This window comes from Haemophilus sp. HMSC71H05, from assembly GCF_001838635.1.
In the GTDB taxonomy this organism is placed as follows: domain Bacteria; phylum Pseudomonadota; class Gammaproteobacteria; order Enterobacterales; family Pasteurellaceae; genus Haemophilus_D; species Haemophilus_D parainfluenzae_R.
Window position 1 is genome coordinate 483,186 of record NZ_KV838026.1, and the last position, 16,382, is coordinate 499,567.

Here is a 16,382-nt window from a genome sequence, read left to right on the forward strand (position 1 = left end):
ATACTATTTAGATAAGGCTTTTTGCCATTGATTGATCCAGCCTTTAAGCTGCTCACTTGTCACCTTAGTGGTATCTAAAATACGCATTGATTTTGCACGAGAATTAAGCGCATCAATGTGACTTTCGATATTGGTCTCTACCACGGGTAACATCACATTATTTTTAGCAATATCCGCTTGAGCTTGCGGTGAAAGTAAGAATCCTAAAAATTCATCAGCACAGGCATTATTACGGTTAGCGACTTTTGCCGCGACTTCAACTTGTAATACGCTACCCTCTGCAAATTCCGTTGCCACATAATTGTCTTTTTGTTCAGAAAGAATATGGTAAATCGGTGACGTATTGACGCTTAAAACCAGATCACCTTCGCCTTTTAAGAAGGCCCCATAAGACTCAGTCCAACCTTTGGTGACCGTGACCGTATGTTTAGAAAGGGTCTTCCAGGCATTTGCGACATCTGCTTCTGGATAAACTACATTCATCCAAAGTAATAAACCACGTCCAATACTGCTTGTACGCGGATCTTGATATAACACTTTAAGATCTTGACGCTCAACTAATTCTTTTAAGCTCTTTGGTGGATTAGCCAGTTTATTTTTATCATAAATAAACGCATATTGCGCATAATCAAATGGTAAGAACGTGTGATTTTCCCATTTAATGGGTAAACGTAACTGGCTTAAATCCACTTTATTTGGCTCAAAAATATTGAGTTTTTGTGCATCCTCAATTTGATAACTATCCAAACCGAGCACCACATCCGCCTTAATTTTTTTACCTTCTAGACGAACACGGTTAAACAAGGTGCCATTATTGTCAAAAGCCACATAATTCAGCTTACATTGCGGGAATTGTTGTTCAAAAGCCGCTTTAACTTTTGGTCCGGCACTCCAATCAGCACTAAATGAATCATAAGTATAAACATCTAATGTTTGAGGAGCTGCTTGTGCGAAAGCGGAAGCAGTAAAAAGTGCGGTTAAAATGGGAAGCGTTTTGTTCATTATGCGTTCTCCTTATTTTTGCATAACGAAACAGCATAATGAGATGATTAGTTTCCTACGCCAGCATTATCTGTTTCAGGTTCACGGGTATTTCTCAGCCATTAATATAGGCACCCCGACTAACGCGATGTAGTCTATCTTAAGGAAATTTAATCAACAAGTTATTTCATTTAAAAATGTTAATCCGATCACACTTTTATATCTGGTTTACTATTTTTTGAGCAAAAGAAAACCTGCTAAAAAGCAGGTTTATCTTGATAAGATATCGTCAATTAAGCTTGGTGTTTAGCAGCGACTTCGCTTAATAAAGTTTGAAGTTCGCCAGCTTGATACATTTCTAAAATAATATCACAACCACCAATTAACTCACCTTCTACCCATAATTGTGGGAAAGTTGGCCAGTTTGCATAAGCCGGTAATTCAGCACGAATATCTGGGTGTTGAAGAATATCAACATAGCCGAAAGGCACTTTGCAATTCATTAATGCTTCAGATGCACGCGCAGAGAAACCACAAGAAGGTAATTTTGGTGAACCTTTCATGTAAATTAAAATTGGATTTTCAGCGATTTGTTTTTTGATTTTGTCTAACGTTTCCATAATGTTCCTTGTTCAAATAAGTCTGAATAGGGCGCTATTCTAGCATAAGATAGAACCTGAGTGAAAGACTTGGTCTTACCAACTTCCACCTGCTCCACCGCCACCGAAGCCGCCGCCACCAAAGCCACCACCGGAAGAACCGCCTCCGCCGAAGCCACCTCCAAATCCGCCACCGAAACCGGAACCACCACCACGACGACGAGAAATCGTACTTTGACGAATGATTTTATTCAGTTGGTCGCGTTGATTCGGGCTAATATAGACTTCATCTTTGTGATATTGGAATTCACCAAATAATACAATGGCAATAAACGCCAATACCATTAAGAATGGGATATACTTATCGAACGCATCTTCTTCAACTTGTGCTGCATCAAACTCGCCTTTACTTGCCGCAATAATTTGGTTTAAGCCGTCATTAATACCTTGCGCATATTGGCCTTGTTTAAATTGTGGCAAAATGGCTGAACGGATGACTTGCGATAAAAAAGCATCCGGCAATACACCTTCTAAACCTTGCCCTGTTGCGATAAAGACTTTACGATCATCCTTCGCAATCAGCATCAACACGCCATTGTTCAGATTTTTTCGTCCAATGCCCCATTTATCACCTAAAGCAAAGGTATAATCAGCAATTTCATATTCACCGGTTGTCGGAACTAAAACGACAGCGATTTGTGAACTCGTTTCTTTACTATAAGCAATCAATTTATTTTCTAAAATTTGCTTATGTTCTGTAGAAAGCGTATTAGTGTAATCGTTAATGTAATGGAAAGGATTTGGTGCAGGCGGAAACTCTGCCGCAGCAACCACTTGAGCAAAAAAAACAAGGCTAAAAATAACCGCACTTTTCATAAAAGATAAAAGCTTAGCCATTAATAATTACCTCATTAGATAATTCATTCACATCATCAGGCTGAATGGGAAAATGGCGAGATAAAATATCACTGATACGATCAATCGCATCCACAATGCCTTGTGTATAAGCTTTTTGTTTAAACTGCTCAATCATTAAATCACATTGTAACTGCCAATAAGCCACATCAACAAATTGATGAATGCCTTTATCACCTACGATTGCACAGAGATGATTTTTATATCCCACATAAATCAACACGGCATTTTGTGCCGCTGTTTTATGCATTTCCAGTTCATCAAACACTTCTAAAGCACGTTCCATTGCAGACAGTTGTGCAGAAGCCTTTGGTACTTTGCGTTCAATATAAACACGTAACTCAGCCGAACTTAAGCTTTCGAGGCGACTAATCGCCGCCTCGATTTGCTTTTTATCTACCGGAATTCTGGAAAAGAATGGCATAGATAAACCTTAGTTAAAGTTTACAGTTGGTGCGTTTTCTGCGCCAGTAGCTGATTTAAAGTAAGGTTTAGCTTTAAAACCAAAAATCATTGCAGCTAATTTAGTTGGGAATTGACGTACTTTTTCATTATAAATACGTGCTGCTTCATTAAATTTATTACGAGCGACATTGATACGGTTTTCTGTACCTTCAAGTTGCGCTTGTAAGTTCATAAAGCCTTCGTTCGCTTTTAATTGTGGGTATTGTTCTACAGTTACAAGTAAACGAGATAATGCTGAGCCTACTTGATTTTGGTTTTGTTGGAATTCGTTTAATTGTTCTTCCGTTAAATTAGACGGATCAATTTTAGTTTGTGTCGCTTTTGCACGCGCTTCGATTACATTGGTTAATGTTTGTTGTTCAAAATTAGCTTGACCTTTTACAGTATTCACTAAGTTTGGAATTAAATCAGCACGACGTTGATAAGATGATTCAACATTCGCCCAAACAGAATCAATTTCAGTTTCTGCTTTAACTAAGCCATTGTAGCTAGACATTAAGCCTAAACCTGCAGCAACGGCGATAATAATCAAGATAATCCACTTTTTCATTCAAAAATTCCTTTAATTTGTAAGTTTAATTTATATAAGAAAAGACCTAAACCGAAGTTTAGGTCTTCTAATGCTAATCCGTTAATGGATAACTAAATAAAATTATTTAGTACCGTTAACTGCGATTTCTACACGACGGTCTGGTGCTAAACAAGCGATAAGCGCTTTACGACCTTTAACCGCATCACAAGTAGAACCTGTAACTGGGTTAGCTTTACCGTGACCAACTGCAGAGATGCTTTGAGCTGGAACACCTTTAGCTACTAAGTAGTTAGCTACAGAGTCTGCACGACGTTGTGATAATTTCACGTTTGGTGCATCTTTACCAATACGGTCTGTATAACCAGCAACTGCTACGTTAGCGTTGTTGATTTGAGCGATTTCACCATAGATACCGTCTAAAGTTGCTTTAGCTTGTGGTTTTAAGTTAGCTTTACCGAAAGCGAAAGTCACATCAGAGCTTAAGTTGAAAGTTTTGCTTACAACTTCAGGTGCAACAACTGGAGCAGCACCTTGACCGAAACGGTAAGATAAACCAGCGTTGATAGAACCGATCCATGGGTTGTAGTCTTGAGAACTATTGTGAGTATCTTGAGTACGATATTTACCAACACGTGTTAACCATTGGTATTCTAAACGTAATGCTAACTCTGGTAATGATGGTAATGCATATTCAACACCAGCTGCGAACATTGGAGAAACGCGTAAGCTGTGACGACCTTCAGCATGGTCACGAGCACCAGTTGCTGTGTCATAGAATTTATAGTCTGAACGTACTAAAGCTGCACCAACACGACCGTAAACATCTAAGCCTTCTAAAGCAGAAGTTAAACCACCTAAACCATAGCTACCTTTTAAGCTTAAGTGAGCACCGTGGTTAGTGTGTTTTGTTGCTACTTTACCAGCATCTTTAAATTTAACACGACCGAAATCGTCGTAACCTAATTCAACCGCTAAACCTAAGTTGTCACGATTTAAGATTTGGTAACCACCAAATACACCGTAAGTGAAAGAATTACGGTTGTAACCAGTACCAAAATCTAAGCTACGAGGGTTAGTAGCATCAGTGTTAGCTTTGATACCATCGTGGAAAGATGCTTGACCAGCTTTAACACCTGCATAGAAAGTGTTTTCTTGTGGAGCTGCTTGAGCTACAGAAGCTGCTGCTAAACCAGCAACGACTAATGCGATTGCAGTTTTTTTCATTTTGATGTCCTCTATTTAGTCATCGTTATTAATAAGAAAAGTTTCCTTGTTTATTGTGAACTTTATAAAAAAGAAACACTCTAAACGTTGCTTAACTAGGGTTTTGAATTTGCCCTAACTTATCCTTTTGACAAATTCAATTCCTTTGCCATAGCCAAAGGAACGTTCAAAAGTATGGTTATTATCCTATAAAAACACCAAAGATCAAACTTTTTTTGCCCTTTTTGGTTATTTTATAGACAAACAACCCCTAAAATGAACATTTGTTCACAAAAATCGGGTTAATTTTTAACCCGATTTCTATTCTAACAAAAAATATCTTTTGTTGAAATCGACTTTTTTTTGAGCTTCATATATCATCAAATTCACTTTCTTCTCTTTATATATAGGTGAGTAATTTTATGTTGCCCCGTCTTTCTAATGTGCCACAACTTAATAACGTGGTAAGTGATTATCTTAGCGAACTTCAACAACAGCATTTTGAAGGTGATATTGCCTCAAATTATGCTGACCGCTTAAGTCTCGCGACAGATAACAGCGTCTATCAGCAGCTTCCTCAGGCTATTTTATTCCCTAAATCTATTGCCGATGTAGTACGTATCACCAAATTAGCCAATAAAGAGAAATACCTTCATCTAACCTTTACACCTCGCGGTGGCGGCACGGGTACCAATGGACAATCTATAAATAACAACATTATTGTCGATCTCTCTCGCCACATGACGAGCATTTTAGAACTTAATATAGAAGAACGTTGGGTTCGCGTGCAGGCGGGCGTAGTAAAAGATCAACTCAACCAATTTTTAAAATCTCACGGTTTATTCTTTGCACCGGAACTCTCCACCAGTAATCGAGCGACCCTAGGTGGCATGATTAATACCGATGCCTCCGGTCAAGGCTCATTACAATACGGAAAAACCTCTGATCACGTTTTAGCATTACGTTCTGTTTTAATGAATGGTGAAATATTAGATACAAGTGCGGTCAAATCTAACGATGTTTTAGAAAACTACCCGCTTGCAGAAAATGGTAAAACGCTACATCAAACGATTTTCCAACGTTGTAAAGAGAAGCGCACCTCAATCATTCAAGACTTACCACAACTCAATCGCTTTCTCACCGGTTACGATCTTAAGAATGTCTTTAATAAAGATGAAAGTGAATTTAACCTCACCCGAATTTTAACGGGGTCAGAAGGTTCACTTGCGTTTATCTGCGAAGCCAAACTCAATTTATTGCCGATTCCTAAATATCGTACCTTAATTAATGTGAAGTACAGCTCATTTGATGCTGCCCTTCGCAATGCGCCTTTTATGGTGAAAGCCAATGCCCTTTCCGTTGAAACCGTCGATTCCAAAGTGCTAAACCTTGCTAAGCAAGATATTATTTGGCATTCAGTGAAAGAACTTTTAACAGAAGAAGAACAAAATCCAATTCAGGGTTTAAACATTGTGGAATATGCGGGCAACAATCAAGCTAAAATCGACAACCAAGTGACCGCACTTTGTCAGCAATTAGATGAAAAAATTGCACAAAGCCAAGATCATATTATCGGATATCAACTTTGTTCTGACTTGCCTTCTATTGAACGTATTTACGCCATGCGTAAAAAAGCAGTGGGGCTATTGGGGAATGCGAAAGGCGCAGCCAAACCGATTCCTTTTGTGGAAGATACCTGTGTGCCACCAGAACATCTTGCGGATTACATTGCAGAATTTAGAGCCTTATTAGATAGCCACAATCTGCAATATGGGATGTTTGGCCATGTGGATGCCGGTGTATTGCACGTTCGCCCGGCTTTAGACTTATGCGATAAAGAACAAGTCAAACTCTTTAAACAAATTTCAGATGAAGTGGCAGAACTCACGGTGAAATACGGTGGTTTACTATGGGGGGAACACGGTAAAGGAGTCCGCTCTCATTATGGGGAGAAATTCTTTACACCTGAACTTTGGCAAGAATTACGTTATGTGAAATTTTTATTTGATCCAAACAATCGTCTCAACCCAGGTAAAATCTGTACGCCACTTAATAGCGATGCGGAACTCTATTCGATTCTCTCGCCAATGCGTGCGGACAATGATCGCCAAATCCCGATTCAGATGCGAGACGAATTCAAAGGCGCAATGAATTGTAACGGTAACGGGCTTTGCTTTAACTTTGATGAGCACAGCATTATGTGCCCTTCCATGAAAGTGAGTAAAAATCGCGTATTCTCGCCAAAAGGGCGCGCCGCGATGGTGCGTGAATGGTTGCGATTAATGGCCAATGAAAACGTATCGCCTGATCAATTAGATTTTCATAAAACACAAGTCAAACTGACCGCACTTGTGGAACGTTTCCGCAATAGCGTGCAGAAATGGCGCGGTGAGTATGACTTCTCACATGAAGTTAAAGCCGCAATGGATACTTGTCTGGCTTGTAAAGCCTGTGCAAGCCAATGCCCGATTAAAATTGACGTACCAAGTTTCCGTGCGAAATTTTTCCATTTCTACCACAGTCGTTATTTGCGCCCAGTCAAAGATCATCTTGTGGCGAATTTAGAAGTTGCTGCACCTTATATGGCGAAACAACCGGCATTATTCAATTATTTCACCAAACTCAAAGTCACTCAACGCTTGGTTGAAAAAACACTGGGTATGACTGATTTGCCTCTCCTTTCAGAGCCAAACCTCCAACAGCAATTAGTGGAAATTGGTTATCAAGGCAAAAAATTAGAAGAGTTGGAAGGTCTCAATGCAACAGAAAAAGCGAAGATGCTCTTTATCGTACAAGACCCATATACCTCTTATTACGATGCTAAAGTGGTACGAGACTTTGTCGCTCTCACACAAAAATTAGGATTCTCACCAATCCTTCTGCCTTTTAAACCAAATGGCAAAGCCATGCATATCAAAGGTTTTTTAGCTCGCTTTAGTAAAACCGCGAAAACACAAGCTGAGTTTTTAAATCGCGTCGCTAAATTAAATGTGCCTTTGGTCGGTGTAGATCCGGCTATTGTGCTTTCTTATCGTGATGAATATAAAGAGGCATTAGGCGATTCTCGCGGTGATTTCCATGTACTCATAGCACATGAATGGCTGACCAATCAATTAGAAAGTAACGCATTACAAAGTGCAGTGAAAAATATCGCGAAATCTGACCGCACTTTTGAGTGGCATTTATTCCCTCATTGTACTGAATCCACCTTTATGCCAAACAGCCCAAAAGAATGGCAGCATATTTTTGCGCAATTTGGACAAACCTTGAACGTTGAGAAAGTCGGCTGCTGTGGTATGGCGGGCGTATTTGGTCATGAGGTTCAAAATCAAACCATGTCGAAAGATATTTACGACGTATCATGGGGCAAAAAATTACAAGGTAAAGATCCGAATCATTGTCTCGCAACCGGCTATTCCTGCCGTAGCCAAGTGAAACGATATGAAAAAGCCATCTTGAAACATCCTGTGCAAGCATTGCTTGAGATATTGAATAACTAGAATAGATTTTCTACTTACCACAATATTTTAGAAAATAAAAAGCGGCCAGATTTTAAATCTGACCGCTTTCTTTATTCAAAAACTACAACGCTTCAATCGCTTTATACTGCTCTTGGATTTTTTCTAATCCAGATTGGTATTCCGCTTGTTTTTCACGTTCTTTCGCAATCACCGCTTCAGGTGCTTTAGCCACGAAAGCTTCGTTGCTGAGTTTGTTTTCGATACGTTTAACCTCATTTTGATATTTTTCAATCTCTTTGGTTAAACGGGCAAGCTCGGCTTCTTTATTGATAAAGCCAGCCATTGGCACGAGCAATTCAGCATTACCGACCAATTTCGCTACCGCAAGTGGTGCGGTTTCGTTTGCGGCTAACACTTGAACGTTGTCTAACTTCGCCATGGCTTTTAAAAGAGCGGTCTGTTTTTCAAGAATTTTTGCATTTTCTGCACTTAAATTACGGAATAACAGATCTAAGCCTTTGCTTGGTGCGATGTTGCTTTCTGCACGAATATTACGCACCGCAACGATCACTTCTTTTAACCACTCAATTTCAGCTTCTGCTTCTGGATCAAAACCGTTCTCTTCCACTTTAGGGAATACTTGTAACATAATGCTGTCAGCTGTAATGCCCACAAATCCTTTCACTTTTTGCCAAATTTCTTCGGTAATAAATGGAATAAGCGGATGTGCTAAACGTAATAATTTTTCTAACACATGAACCAAGGTTTGGCTTGCCGCACGGATTTGTGCTGCATTGCCGTTGGCAAATACCGGTTTAGTCAATTCTAAATACCAGTCACAGAATTGGTTCCAAGTAAACTCATAAATCGCATTGGCACAAAGGTCAAAACGATATTGGCTTAATGAATTACGGAACGTTTCTACGGTACGATTAAATTCAGATTGAATCCAACGATCCGCTAATGAGAATTCGATCTCGCCTTCGCTTAAATCCAACTTTTCATTCGTTAAGACAAAACGGCTTGCATTCCACAATTTATTACAGAAGTTACGGTAGCCCTCTAAACGTTTCATATCCCAGTTGATATCACGACCGTTTGAAGCCAATGCGGCTAATGTGAAACGTAATGCGTCTGTACCGTGAGCGGCAATGCCCTCTGCGAATTCTTTTCGAGTCGCTTTAGCAATTTTCTCTGCCAATTGCGGCTGCATCATGTTGCCGGTGCGTTTTTCAAGCAAATCTTCAAGACTGATACCGTCGATCATGTCGATTGGATCGAGCACGTTACCTTTCGATTTCGACATTTTTTGTCCGTTTTCATCACGGATCAAGCCTGTTACGTACACGGTTTTGAATGGTACTTGTGGTTTACCGTTTTCATCTTTCACGAAGTGCATCGTAAACATAATCATACGCGCAACCCAGAAGAAGATGATGTCGAAGCCGGTAATTAACACATCTGTCGGGTGGAACATTTTGAGTTCTTTAGTTTTCTCTGGCCAACCTAAAGTTGAGAATGTCCATAAGCCTGATGAGAACCAGGTGTCTAACACGTCTTCATCTTGTTTGAGATCAACTGCAGAATCTAAGTTATATTTTGACCGCACTTCTGCTTCGTTACGCGCAACATAAACATTGCCTTCCGCGTCATACCACGCTGGAATACGGTGTCCCCACCAAAGTTGGCGAGAGATACACCAATCTTGAATATCACGCATCCAAGAGAAGTAAAGGTTTTCGTATTGTTTCGGCACGAATTGGATTTCGCCGTCTTCCACCGCTTTAATTGCGACATCGGCAAGCGGTTTCACGCTCACATACCATTGGTCGGTTAACATCGGCTCGATTGGCACACCACCACGGTCGCCATAAGGCACTTTGAGATCGTGTGGTTTAATTTCGTCTAATAAACCTAGCGCTTCAAAATCTGCCACGATTTTCTTACGTGCAGCGAAACGCTCTAAGCCACGGTAATCCGCAGGAATAGTCGCTTCATAACCCGCAAGTGGTTTGCCATCAGTACCGATAATTTCTGCTTCATCACGAATATCCGCATTTAAAGTTAACACGTTAACCATTGGCAAGCTGTGACGTTTACCCACTTCGTAGTCGTTAAAGTCGTGTGCAGGCGTAATTTTCACTACACCCGTACCGAATTCACGATCCACATATTCATCAGCAATGATTGGAATTTCACGGTTTGCCAACGGCAGAACGACTGTTTTACCGATTAAAGATTGATAACGCTCATCTTCTGGATGCACTGCCACTGCTGTATCGCCCAGCATGGTTTCTGGACGCGTGGTTGCCACCACTAAATAATCTTTACCATCCGCCGTTTTTGCACCGTTGGCTAACGGATAACGGAAATGCCAAAGGGAACCTTTGCTCTCTTTGTTTTCCACTTCTAAATCAGAAATCGCAGTGTGAAGTTTTGGATCCCAGTTTACTAAGCGTTTGCCACGGTAAATCAACCCTTCTTCGTGCAAGCGAACAAACACTTCTTTTACCGCGTTAGATAAACCATCATCCATGGTGAAACGCTCACGTTCCCAATCGATTGAGTTACCTAAACGGCGCATTTGTTGGCTGATTGTGCCGCCTGAATAGGCTTTCCAATCCCAAATCTTATTGATGAAAGCTTCACGACCATAATCATGGCGAGTTTTGCCTTCTTCTGCGGCGATTTTACGCTCCACCACCATTTGGGTCGCAATACCCGCATGGTCTGTCCCCGCTTGCCATAAGGTGTTATGCCCTTCCATACGGTTAAAACGGATTAAGGTATCCATTAAGGTTTGTTGGAACGCGTGTCCCATGTGTAGGGAACCTGTTACGTTCGGCGGCGGAATCGCAATGCAATAGCTCGGCGCGTTTTCATTTTCAGACGGTTTAAAATAACCGCTCTCTTCCCAATGTTGATAAAGGGCTTGCTCTACCGCAGACGGATTAAAACGGTCTGCCATTTCGAATTTTTGTGTCATTTATTTTTCTCTTACTTAGTAGGGTGAGTATAAACACACCGTTATATTAAATACTTGGCACGTTGATATACGCACCCAACCAATAATTAACTTTCTTTTCAAGTATGGTTAATATTTTAGCGTTATTCAATGAGTTTAAAATTAATTACCCAAAACTCACTTTCACTTGGATAAATTGCCTTAATCACTTTTCGCAATTCAACCAAACTCATATTTTCCTGAGCTGCATGCTGTTCCGTTAGTTCATCAAGAGTAATCGGCGACACACCTAACACTTCAATCGTGCAGAAATATTGATTATCCTCAAATCGACCTACACGCAAAATATCACCTGCTTTAAAATGGCTTTCAGATTTATCCCGAATGGTGATGGTTTTACGTCCAGCGAGAATATCTGCTTCGAAACGTTGGTAAAAGGTAATATCGTTCATAAAGTGCGGTCACAAAAAATCTATTTTTTATTTTGAGGGCGATTTGATCACGCCCTCATATTGGTAAGAATGAGATTATGCCTCAATCCCTCTTAATTCATCTTTAATGCGTTGAATTTCTAAGAATAAACGGCGTTCTTCTTGACGGCAGAAACTATCGCCACTTAAATTTTTCGCGTCAGCAGAACAACGAACTTGTTTATATTGTTTTTCTAACACATTCAATACCGCTTTTTTCTGTTTATGTTTAGCACTTTCTTTCGATGCTTTTTCAGTAGGAATTACGCGTGGTTTCTGAGCCGTTGCCGCTTGTTGTGCTACAACAGTTTCCTTTTTCTCAGATACTTTTTCTGCCACATCATCCGCTTTCGCCTCTTTTTTAACTTCGGCTTTCACGGCGTCTGATTTTACATCTACTTTGTTAGCGTCTGCTTTAGCTTCTGTGGTTTCTGTTTTCTCAACGACTTTTTCGGCTGATTTAGTTTCAGCCACTAATTCTTTTGATTTTTCAACTGCACTTTCTGCTTTTTCTGTTGATGTCGGTATTCTTACTGCTTTCTCAACTTGAGTTGAGGTATTTTCTTTATTGTCACAAGCAGATAATAAGGTGCTTGCGCCAAGAATAAGGCTTAAAGCCACTTTAGCGTTTAAACTCATGTTAATTTCCTAGGTTTTAAAGTTAAAAATATTAAGTGTTTTCAGTAGAAAGCGTCCAACCTTGTGAGCGAAGAATTTTATAACGTTCACGCGCTTGAGCTTTTTGCGTTTCTTCTACCGGTACAAAATCAATTAATTGTGTAAAGCTGTGGCTAAAATCTGGCACTTCCATTTGCAAATTGATCAGCAAATCGCGACGTTGGGCATTGCGTTTGCCTTTCCAACTAATCTCAATTGGCGGTGCGTATTGTGTTGCTTCGCCTGAAAGATTATGAGGGACAAACTCATTCGGATCCCGTTGCCATAATGCTTCATCAATTAAAAATGCTTGCTCTTCTGTTTCGCAAGCGATTAACACTCGCTTGCCTAAACGCCACGCTTGAGCAGCAAGATCACAGGCAAGTTGCTCAACTGTTATCTTCTTTTCTGGATTTAAGAGATAAAATTGTGCGTTTTTTGCCATGATTGCGACTTCTCCATTTATCGTTTTGTAAACTGGCGGATTTTATCAAAAAAGCACTAAAAAATAAATCATCAACAAGGTGATTAACGCAAATAGAAAAAACACGAAAATTTTTTACCGCACTTTTATGATCTATATCACAAAAGTGACTTTTTACCCTTCTGTTACATTCCATTCATAACTCGTAGGTGTTAGAATTTTAAAGATTTGTTTTTATTTTTGATGATAGGAGTATCACATGGCATTTCGTATTGAAAAAGACACTATGGGCGAAGTTCAAGTTCCTGCAGATAAATACTGGGCAGCACAAACCGAACGTTCCCGTAACAACTTCAAAATTGGTCCGGCAGCCTCTATGCCGCACGAAATTATTGAAGCTTTCGGTTATTTGAAAAAAGCCGCTGCTTTCGCAAACTGTGATTTAGGTGTATTACCTGCTGAGAAACGTGATTTAATCGCAACCGCCTGTGATGAAATCCTTGCAGGAAAATTAGACGACCAATTCCCATTAGTTATTTGGCAAACTGGTTCAGGTACACAATCAAACATGAACGTGAACGAAGTGGTGGCAAACCGTGCTCATGTTTTACATGGTGGTAAATTAGGTGAAAAATCATTCATCCATCCAAATGATGATGTGAACAAATCCCAATCTTCAAATGATACTTTCCCAACTGCAATGCACATTGCGGCATACAAAAAAGTGGTTGAACACACCATTCCTTGTGTAGAACGTTTACAAAAAACTTTCGCTAAAAAATCAGCAGAATTTAAAGATGTGGTAAAAATTGGCCGCACTCACTTAATGGACGCAACCCCATTAACATTAGGCCAAGAATTCTCTGCATACGCTGCACAATTAGATTTCGGTTTACGTGCACTAAGAAATACCCTTCCACACTTAAGTCAACTAGCACTTGGTGGTACGGCAGTAGGTACTGGTTTAAACACACCAAAAGGCTATGATGTAAAAGTGGCGGATTACATCGCGCAATTCACTGGCTTACCATTTGTGACTGCAGAAAACAAATTTGAAGCGTTAGCCGCACACGATGCGATTGTGGAAACTCACGGTGCAATTAAACAATTAGCGATGAGCTTATTCAAAATTGCAAACGACATTCGTTTATTAGCATCAGGCCCTCGTTCTGGTATTGGTGAAATCTTAATTCCTGAAAATGAACCAGGTTCTTCAATCATGCCGGGTAAAGTGAACCCAACTCAATGTGAAGCATTAACCATGGTGTGTGCACAGGTATTCGGTAACGATACCACTATCGCATTCGTTGGCTCACAAGGTCACTTCCAATTAAACGTATTTAACCCTGTAATGGTGGCGAACTTCTTACAATCTGCACAATTATTGGGTGATGCTTGCGTATCATTTGATGAACACTGCGCAACCGGTATTCAACCAAACTACCCTCGCATTAAACAACAATTGGAAAATTCATTGATGTTAGTCACCGCACTTAATACACACATTGGTTACGAAAATGCAGCGAAAATTGCGAAAACCGCACACAAAAATGGTACAACTCTACGTGAAGAAGCGATTAACTTAGGCTTAGTTTCAGCCGAAGATTTCGACAAATGGGTTCGTCCAGAAGATATGGTGGGTAGCTTAAAATAAACTCCCCCAATAATTTGATGTCAAAGGCAGGTATTCCTGCCTTTTTATTTGTGTTTTTTTAGAGGGCTTTTTTGTTATAATCACGGCAATATTTTTGATATGAAAAAAACTATGAAACTGAAATTTATTATTGCTGCCATTTCAGCCTTATTTTCCACCGCACTTTTTGCCCAATGGCAACCGGTCGGCAATGCTGAATACACATGGGGGCCATTCCATGTTTACACTGTCGGCTTGTATTCTGAAACGGGGTCATATGAAAAGAATGAACGTCCGTTAATGTTTTCGATTAAATATGAGAAACCAGTTGAAGGGAAAAATTTCGCCATTGCTTTAACTAAAGAAATGGAAGCCCAAAACTTAAGTAAAGATGACACCACCGCATGGCTGAAAAAAATGCAGGAAATCTTCCCTGATTTTTCACCTAGCGACATCTTAAATTTTGTAGCCTTACAAGATAAAGGCTATTTCGTGTTAAACGATACTGTGTTAGATCACGAATTCGATCAAAAATTTACACAAGCATTTATTGATGTGTGGCTTTCAGATAAAAGTAGTTTTATCAAATTACAACCGCAATTATTAGGTAAAGAAAAACCGGCTCACGATAGCAAAGAATTTCAACATCAACCGGCAAGCGAGCCTTTTGATGAAGAAAATACAATGCCGGAATTACCACCAAATTACGATTTTAAACAAGACGCAAAAGGATAAACAACAAGGGCGAACATGATATAGTTCGCCCTTTTCTTTTATTGTTTCACTTGCTGTTCTAAAAACAAGATCATCTGTAATGCAATATCAATACCACTGGTCTTCTCAATCATTTCTAAACCAGGACTAGCATTCACTTCAAGCACTAATAAACCTTCTTTTGAACGAATCAAATCAACACCAGCTACCGCAAGCCCTAAGGCTTTAGTCGCATGAATGGCGATGGATTTTTCCTCTTCAGTGAGTTTAACTTTTTCTGCTGTGCCACCACGGTGAAAATTCGCACGAAACTCGCCGTCTTGTCCAATACGCTGCATTGTGGCGACGACTTTATCACCGATCACAAAACAGCGAATATCTGTTCCTTTTGCCTCTTCTACAAAATCTTGTAACAAAACAGGCACATTCGAATCTTTTAACGTTTCTAAAATACTGACCGCACTTTGTGGATGTTCGGCTAAAATCACACCAATACCTTGCGATCCTTTTAAGGTTTTAATAATCATTGGGGCAGTTGTTTGCTTAATGGCTTGTTTCGGCTCAACCTCACAACCGGATAAGACTGAACTCGGTACTGCAATACCTTGCTCCAATAACATCTGCAAACTACGCCATTTATCGCGTGCGGCTAAAAACGCCTGTTCTTTATTAAGGCAATAGACACCTTTTCCTTGGAAATGACGCAATACTGCACAGCCCATTTGGGTACTTGTCGTCCCAAAGCGGGGTAACACTGCATCATAATCAGACAATAAATAGGGTTCACTTTCTACATTTTGTTGATAATACAAAGAAAAGTGCGGTTGATTTTTGTCAAGTTTTAAAATGCAACGATTAGGATCCAAAATATCCATTTGATGCCCGCAACTTTCCGCTGCTTCTTTTAAACGTTGGCAGCTATAAAGGCGAGGCTCGCGGCAAAGCATCAATAATTTCATTCAGTTATACCCTTAGGAAAAGAAGAGTTGATATATTACACCAATCACAATAATCCTGAAAAATGATTTCTGCTTTTGTGGAAATAGAGTAAAATTATTAGGAATTTTGTTTAAATAAAAGGAAAATTTTATGTTCGTAGTTATTTTTGGTCGTCCAGGCTGTCCTTATTGTGTACGTGCAAAAAACCTTGCTGAAAAATTAAAAGGTGAAGTAGCGGATTTCGATTATCGCTATGTAGATATTATTGCTGAAGGCATTTCTAAAGCAGATTTATCAAAATCTGTCGGTAAAGAAGTGGAAACTGTGCCACAAATCTTTATCGATGAAAAACCAATCGGCGGTTGCACTGATTTCGAAGCATTAATGAAAGAACAATTTAACGTTGTTGCTTAATTTTTGCTAA

Annotated in this window: 15 protein-coding genes and 1 riboswitch; of the genes, 4 read left to right on the plus strand and 11 right to left on the minus strand. The window is 39.8% G+C overall.

The window, feature by feature from the left end:
- Positions 1–3: 3 nt before the first annotated feature.
- The 6 genes from thiB to ompA form a co-directional block, all read right to left on the minus strand.
- Positions 4–1,002 (minus strand): thiamine ABC transporter substrate binding subunit, encoded by a 999-nt coding sequence (gene thiB / locus HMPREF3279_RS03705; protein ID WP_070868111.1) that lies wholly within the window; start codon positions 1,000–1,002, stop codon positions 4–6.
- A 35-nt stretch (positions 1,003–1,037) separates the two neighbouring features.
- Positions 1,038–1,130: riboswitch (TPP riboswitch) on the minus strand.
- Positions 1,131–1,274: 144 nt separating this feature from the next.
- The gene (gene grxD, locus HMPREF3279_RS03710; RefSeq protein WP_005699458.1) at positions 1,275–1,601 is read right to left on the minus strand and encodes a Grx4 family monothiol glutaredoxin; all 327 of its coding nucleotides are present in this window, start codon (positions 1,599–1,601) and stop codon (positions 1,275–1,277) included.
- A 75-nt stretch (positions 1,602–1,676) separates the two neighbouring features.
- A complete protein-coding gene (locus HMPREF3279_RS03715; RefSeq protein ID WP_070868112.1) occupies positions 1,677–2,477 on the minus strand; it encodes a TPM domain-containing protein in 801 nt (266 codons plus the stop codon).
- Complete coding sequence (locus HMPREF3279_RS03720) at positions 2,470–2,919, minus strand: TPM domain-containing protein (protein ID WP_014065676.1); 450 nt, start codon at positions 2,917–2,919, stop codon at positions 2,470–2,472. Before HMPREF3279_RS03720 ends, HMPREF3279_RS03715 begins: the two co-directional genes overlap by 8 nt.
- A gap of 9 nt (positions 2,920–2,928) precedes the next feature.
- Positions 2,929–3,510 carry a LemA family protein gene (locus tag HMPREF3279_RS03725; protein ID WP_070868113.1) on the minus strand — a complete coding sequence of 194 codons (582 nt, stop codon included), beginning with the start codon at positions 3,508–3,510 and terminating at the stop codon, positions 2,929–2,931.
- 102 nt (positions 3,511–3,612) lie between these two features.
- On the minus strand, positions 3,613–4,716 hold the full coding sequence (gene ompA, locus HMPREF3279_RS03730; protein ID WP_070868114.1) for a porin OmpA: 1,104 nt from the start codon (positions 4,714–4,716) through the stop codon (positions 3,613–3,615).
- 401 nt (positions 4,717–5,117) lie between these two features.
- Between ompA and HMPREF3279_RS03735 the strand changes: the two genes are divergently transcribed.
- Positions 5,118–8,195 carry a D-2-hydroxyglutarate dehydrogenase YdiJ gene (locus HMPREF3279_RS03735; RefSeq protein ID WP_070868115.1) on the plus strand — a complete coding sequence of 1,026 codons (3,078 nt, stop codon included), beginning with the start codon at positions 5,118–5,120 and terminating at the stop codon, positions 8,193–8,195.
- 82 nt (positions 8,196–8,277) lie between these two features.
- Here the strand turns inward: HMPREF3279_RS03735 and valS are convergent, their stop codons facing one another.
- The 4 genes from valS to HMPREF3279_RS03755 form a co-directional block, all read right to left on the minus strand.
- A complete protein-coding gene (gene valS, locus HMPREF3279_RS03740) occupies positions 8,278–11,142 on the minus strand; it encodes a valine--tRNA ligase (protein WP_070868116.1) in 2,865 nt (954 codons plus the stop codon).
- Between the two features lie 122 nt (positions 11,143–11,264).
- Positions 11,265–11,573, minus strand: a complete 309-nt coding sequence (yqfB, locus tag HMPREF3279_RS03745) for a N(4)-acetylcytidine aminohydrolase (protein WP_070868117.1) — start codon at positions 11,571–11,573, stop codon at positions 11,265–11,267.
- Positions 11,574–11,648: 75 nt separating this feature from the next.
- Positions 11,649–12,230: a hypothetical protein gene (locus HMPREF3279_RS03750; protein ID WP_070868118.1), complete on the minus strand. Its 582-nt coding sequence runs from the start codon at positions 12,228–12,230 to the stop codon at positions 11,649–11,651.
- Positions 12,231–12,261: 31 nt separating this feature from the next.
- Positions 12,262–12,693 carry a DNA polymerase III subunit chi gene (locus tag HMPREF3279_RS03755; RefSeq protein WP_049355404.1) on the minus strand — a complete coding sequence of 144 codons (432 nt, stop codon included), beginning with the start codon at positions 12,691–12,693 and terminating at the stop codon, positions 12,262–12,264.
- 238 nt (positions 12,694–12,931) lie between these two features.
- Between HMPREF3279_RS03755 and fumC the strand changes: the two genes are divergently transcribed.
- Both fumC and HMPREF3279_RS03765 read left to right on the plus strand, forming a co-directional pair.
- Positions 12,932–14,326, plus strand: coding sequence for a class II fumarate hydratase (fumC, locus tag HMPREF3279_RS03760; protein ID WP_070868119.1), 1,395 nt, complete (start codon positions 12,932–12,934; stop codon positions 14,324–14,326).
- Positions 14,327–14,437: 111 nt separating this feature from the next.
- Positions 14,438–15,040, plus strand: coding sequence for a chalcone isomerase family protein (locus HMPREF3279_RS03765; protein WP_070868120.1), 603 nt, complete (start codon positions 14,438–14,440; stop codon positions 15,038–15,040).
- 38 nt (positions 15,041–15,078) lie between these two features.
- On the opposite strand, the gene HMPREF3279_RS03770 is transcribed toward HMPREF3279_RS03765, so the two are convergent.
- Positions 15,079–15,978 (minus strand): RimK family alpha-L-glutamate ligase, encoded by a 900-nt coding sequence (locus HMPREF3279_RS03770; RefSeq protein ID WP_070868121.1) that lies wholly within the window; start codon positions 15,976–15,978, stop codon positions 15,079–15,081.
- Positions 15,979–16,108: 130 nt separating this feature from the next.
- On the opposite strand from HMPREF3279_RS03770, the gene HMPREF3279_RS03775 reads away from it, so the two are divergent.
- A complete protein-coding gene (locus tag HMPREF3279_RS03775; protein ID WP_005695639.1) occupies positions 16,109–16,372 on the plus strand; it encodes a GrxA family glutaredoxin in 264 nt (87 codons plus the stop codon).
- Positions 16,373–16,382: the final 10 nt, after the last annotated feature.

Coding starts and splice junctions, on each gene's coding strand:
- thiB (WP_070868111.1), bottom strand. CDS start 1,002: ATGAACAAAACGCTTCCCATTTTAACCGCACTTTTTACTGCTTCCGCT.
- grxD (WP_005699458.1), bottom strand. CDS start 1,601: ATGGAAACGTTAGACAAAATCAAAAAACAAATCGCTGAAAATCCAATT.
- HMPREF3279_RS03715 (WP_070868112.1), bottom strand. CDS start 2,477: ATGGCTAAGCTTTTATCTTTTATGAAAAGTGCGGTTATTTTTAGCCTT.
- HMPREF3279_RS03720 (WP_014065676.1), bottom strand. CDS start 2,919: ATGCCATTCTTTTCCAGAATTCCGGTAGATAAAAAGCAAATCGAGGCG.
- HMPREF3279_RS03725 (WP_070868113.1), bottom strand. CDS start 3,510: ATGAAAAAGTGGATTATCTTGATTATTATCGCCGTTGCTGCAGGTTTA.
- ompA (WP_070868114.1), bottom strand. CDS start 4,716: ATGAAAAAAACTGCAATCGCATTAGTCGTTGCTGGTTTAGCAGCAGCT.
- HMPREF3279_RS03735 (WP_070868115.1), top strand. CDS start 5,118: ATGTTGCCCCGTCTTTCTAATGTGCCACAACTTAATAACGTGGTAAGT.
- valS (WP_070868116.1), bottom strand. CDS start 11,142: ATGACACAAAAATTCGAAATGGCAGACCGTTTTAATCCGTCTGCGGTA.
- yqfB (WP_070868117.1), bottom strand. CDS start 11,573: ATGAACGATATTACCTTTTACCAACGTTTCGAAGCAGATATTCTCGCT.
- HMPREF3279_RS03750 (WP_070868118.1), bottom strand. CDS start 12,230: ATGAGTTTAAACGCTAAAGTGGCTTTAAGCCTTATTCTTGGCGCAAGC.
- HMPREF3279_RS03755 (WP_049355404.1), bottom strand. CDS start 12,693: ATGGCAAAAAACGCACAATTTTATCTCTTAAATCCAGAAAAGAAGATA.
- fumC (WP_070868119.1), top strand. CDS start 12,932: ATGGCATTTCGTATTGAAAAAGACACTATGGGCGAAGTTCAAGTTCCT.
- HMPREF3279_RS03765 (WP_070868120.1), top strand. CDS start 14,438: ATGAAACTGAAATTTATTATTGCTGCCATTTCAGCCTTATTTTCCACC.
- HMPREF3279_RS03770 (WP_070868121.1), bottom strand. CDS start 15,978: ATGAAATTATTGATGCTTTGCCGCGAGCCTCGCCTTTATAGCTGCCAA.
- HMPREF3279_RS03775 (WP_005695639.1), top strand. CDS start 16,109: ATGTTCGTAGTTATTTTTGGTCGTCCAGGCTGTCCTTATTGTGTACGT.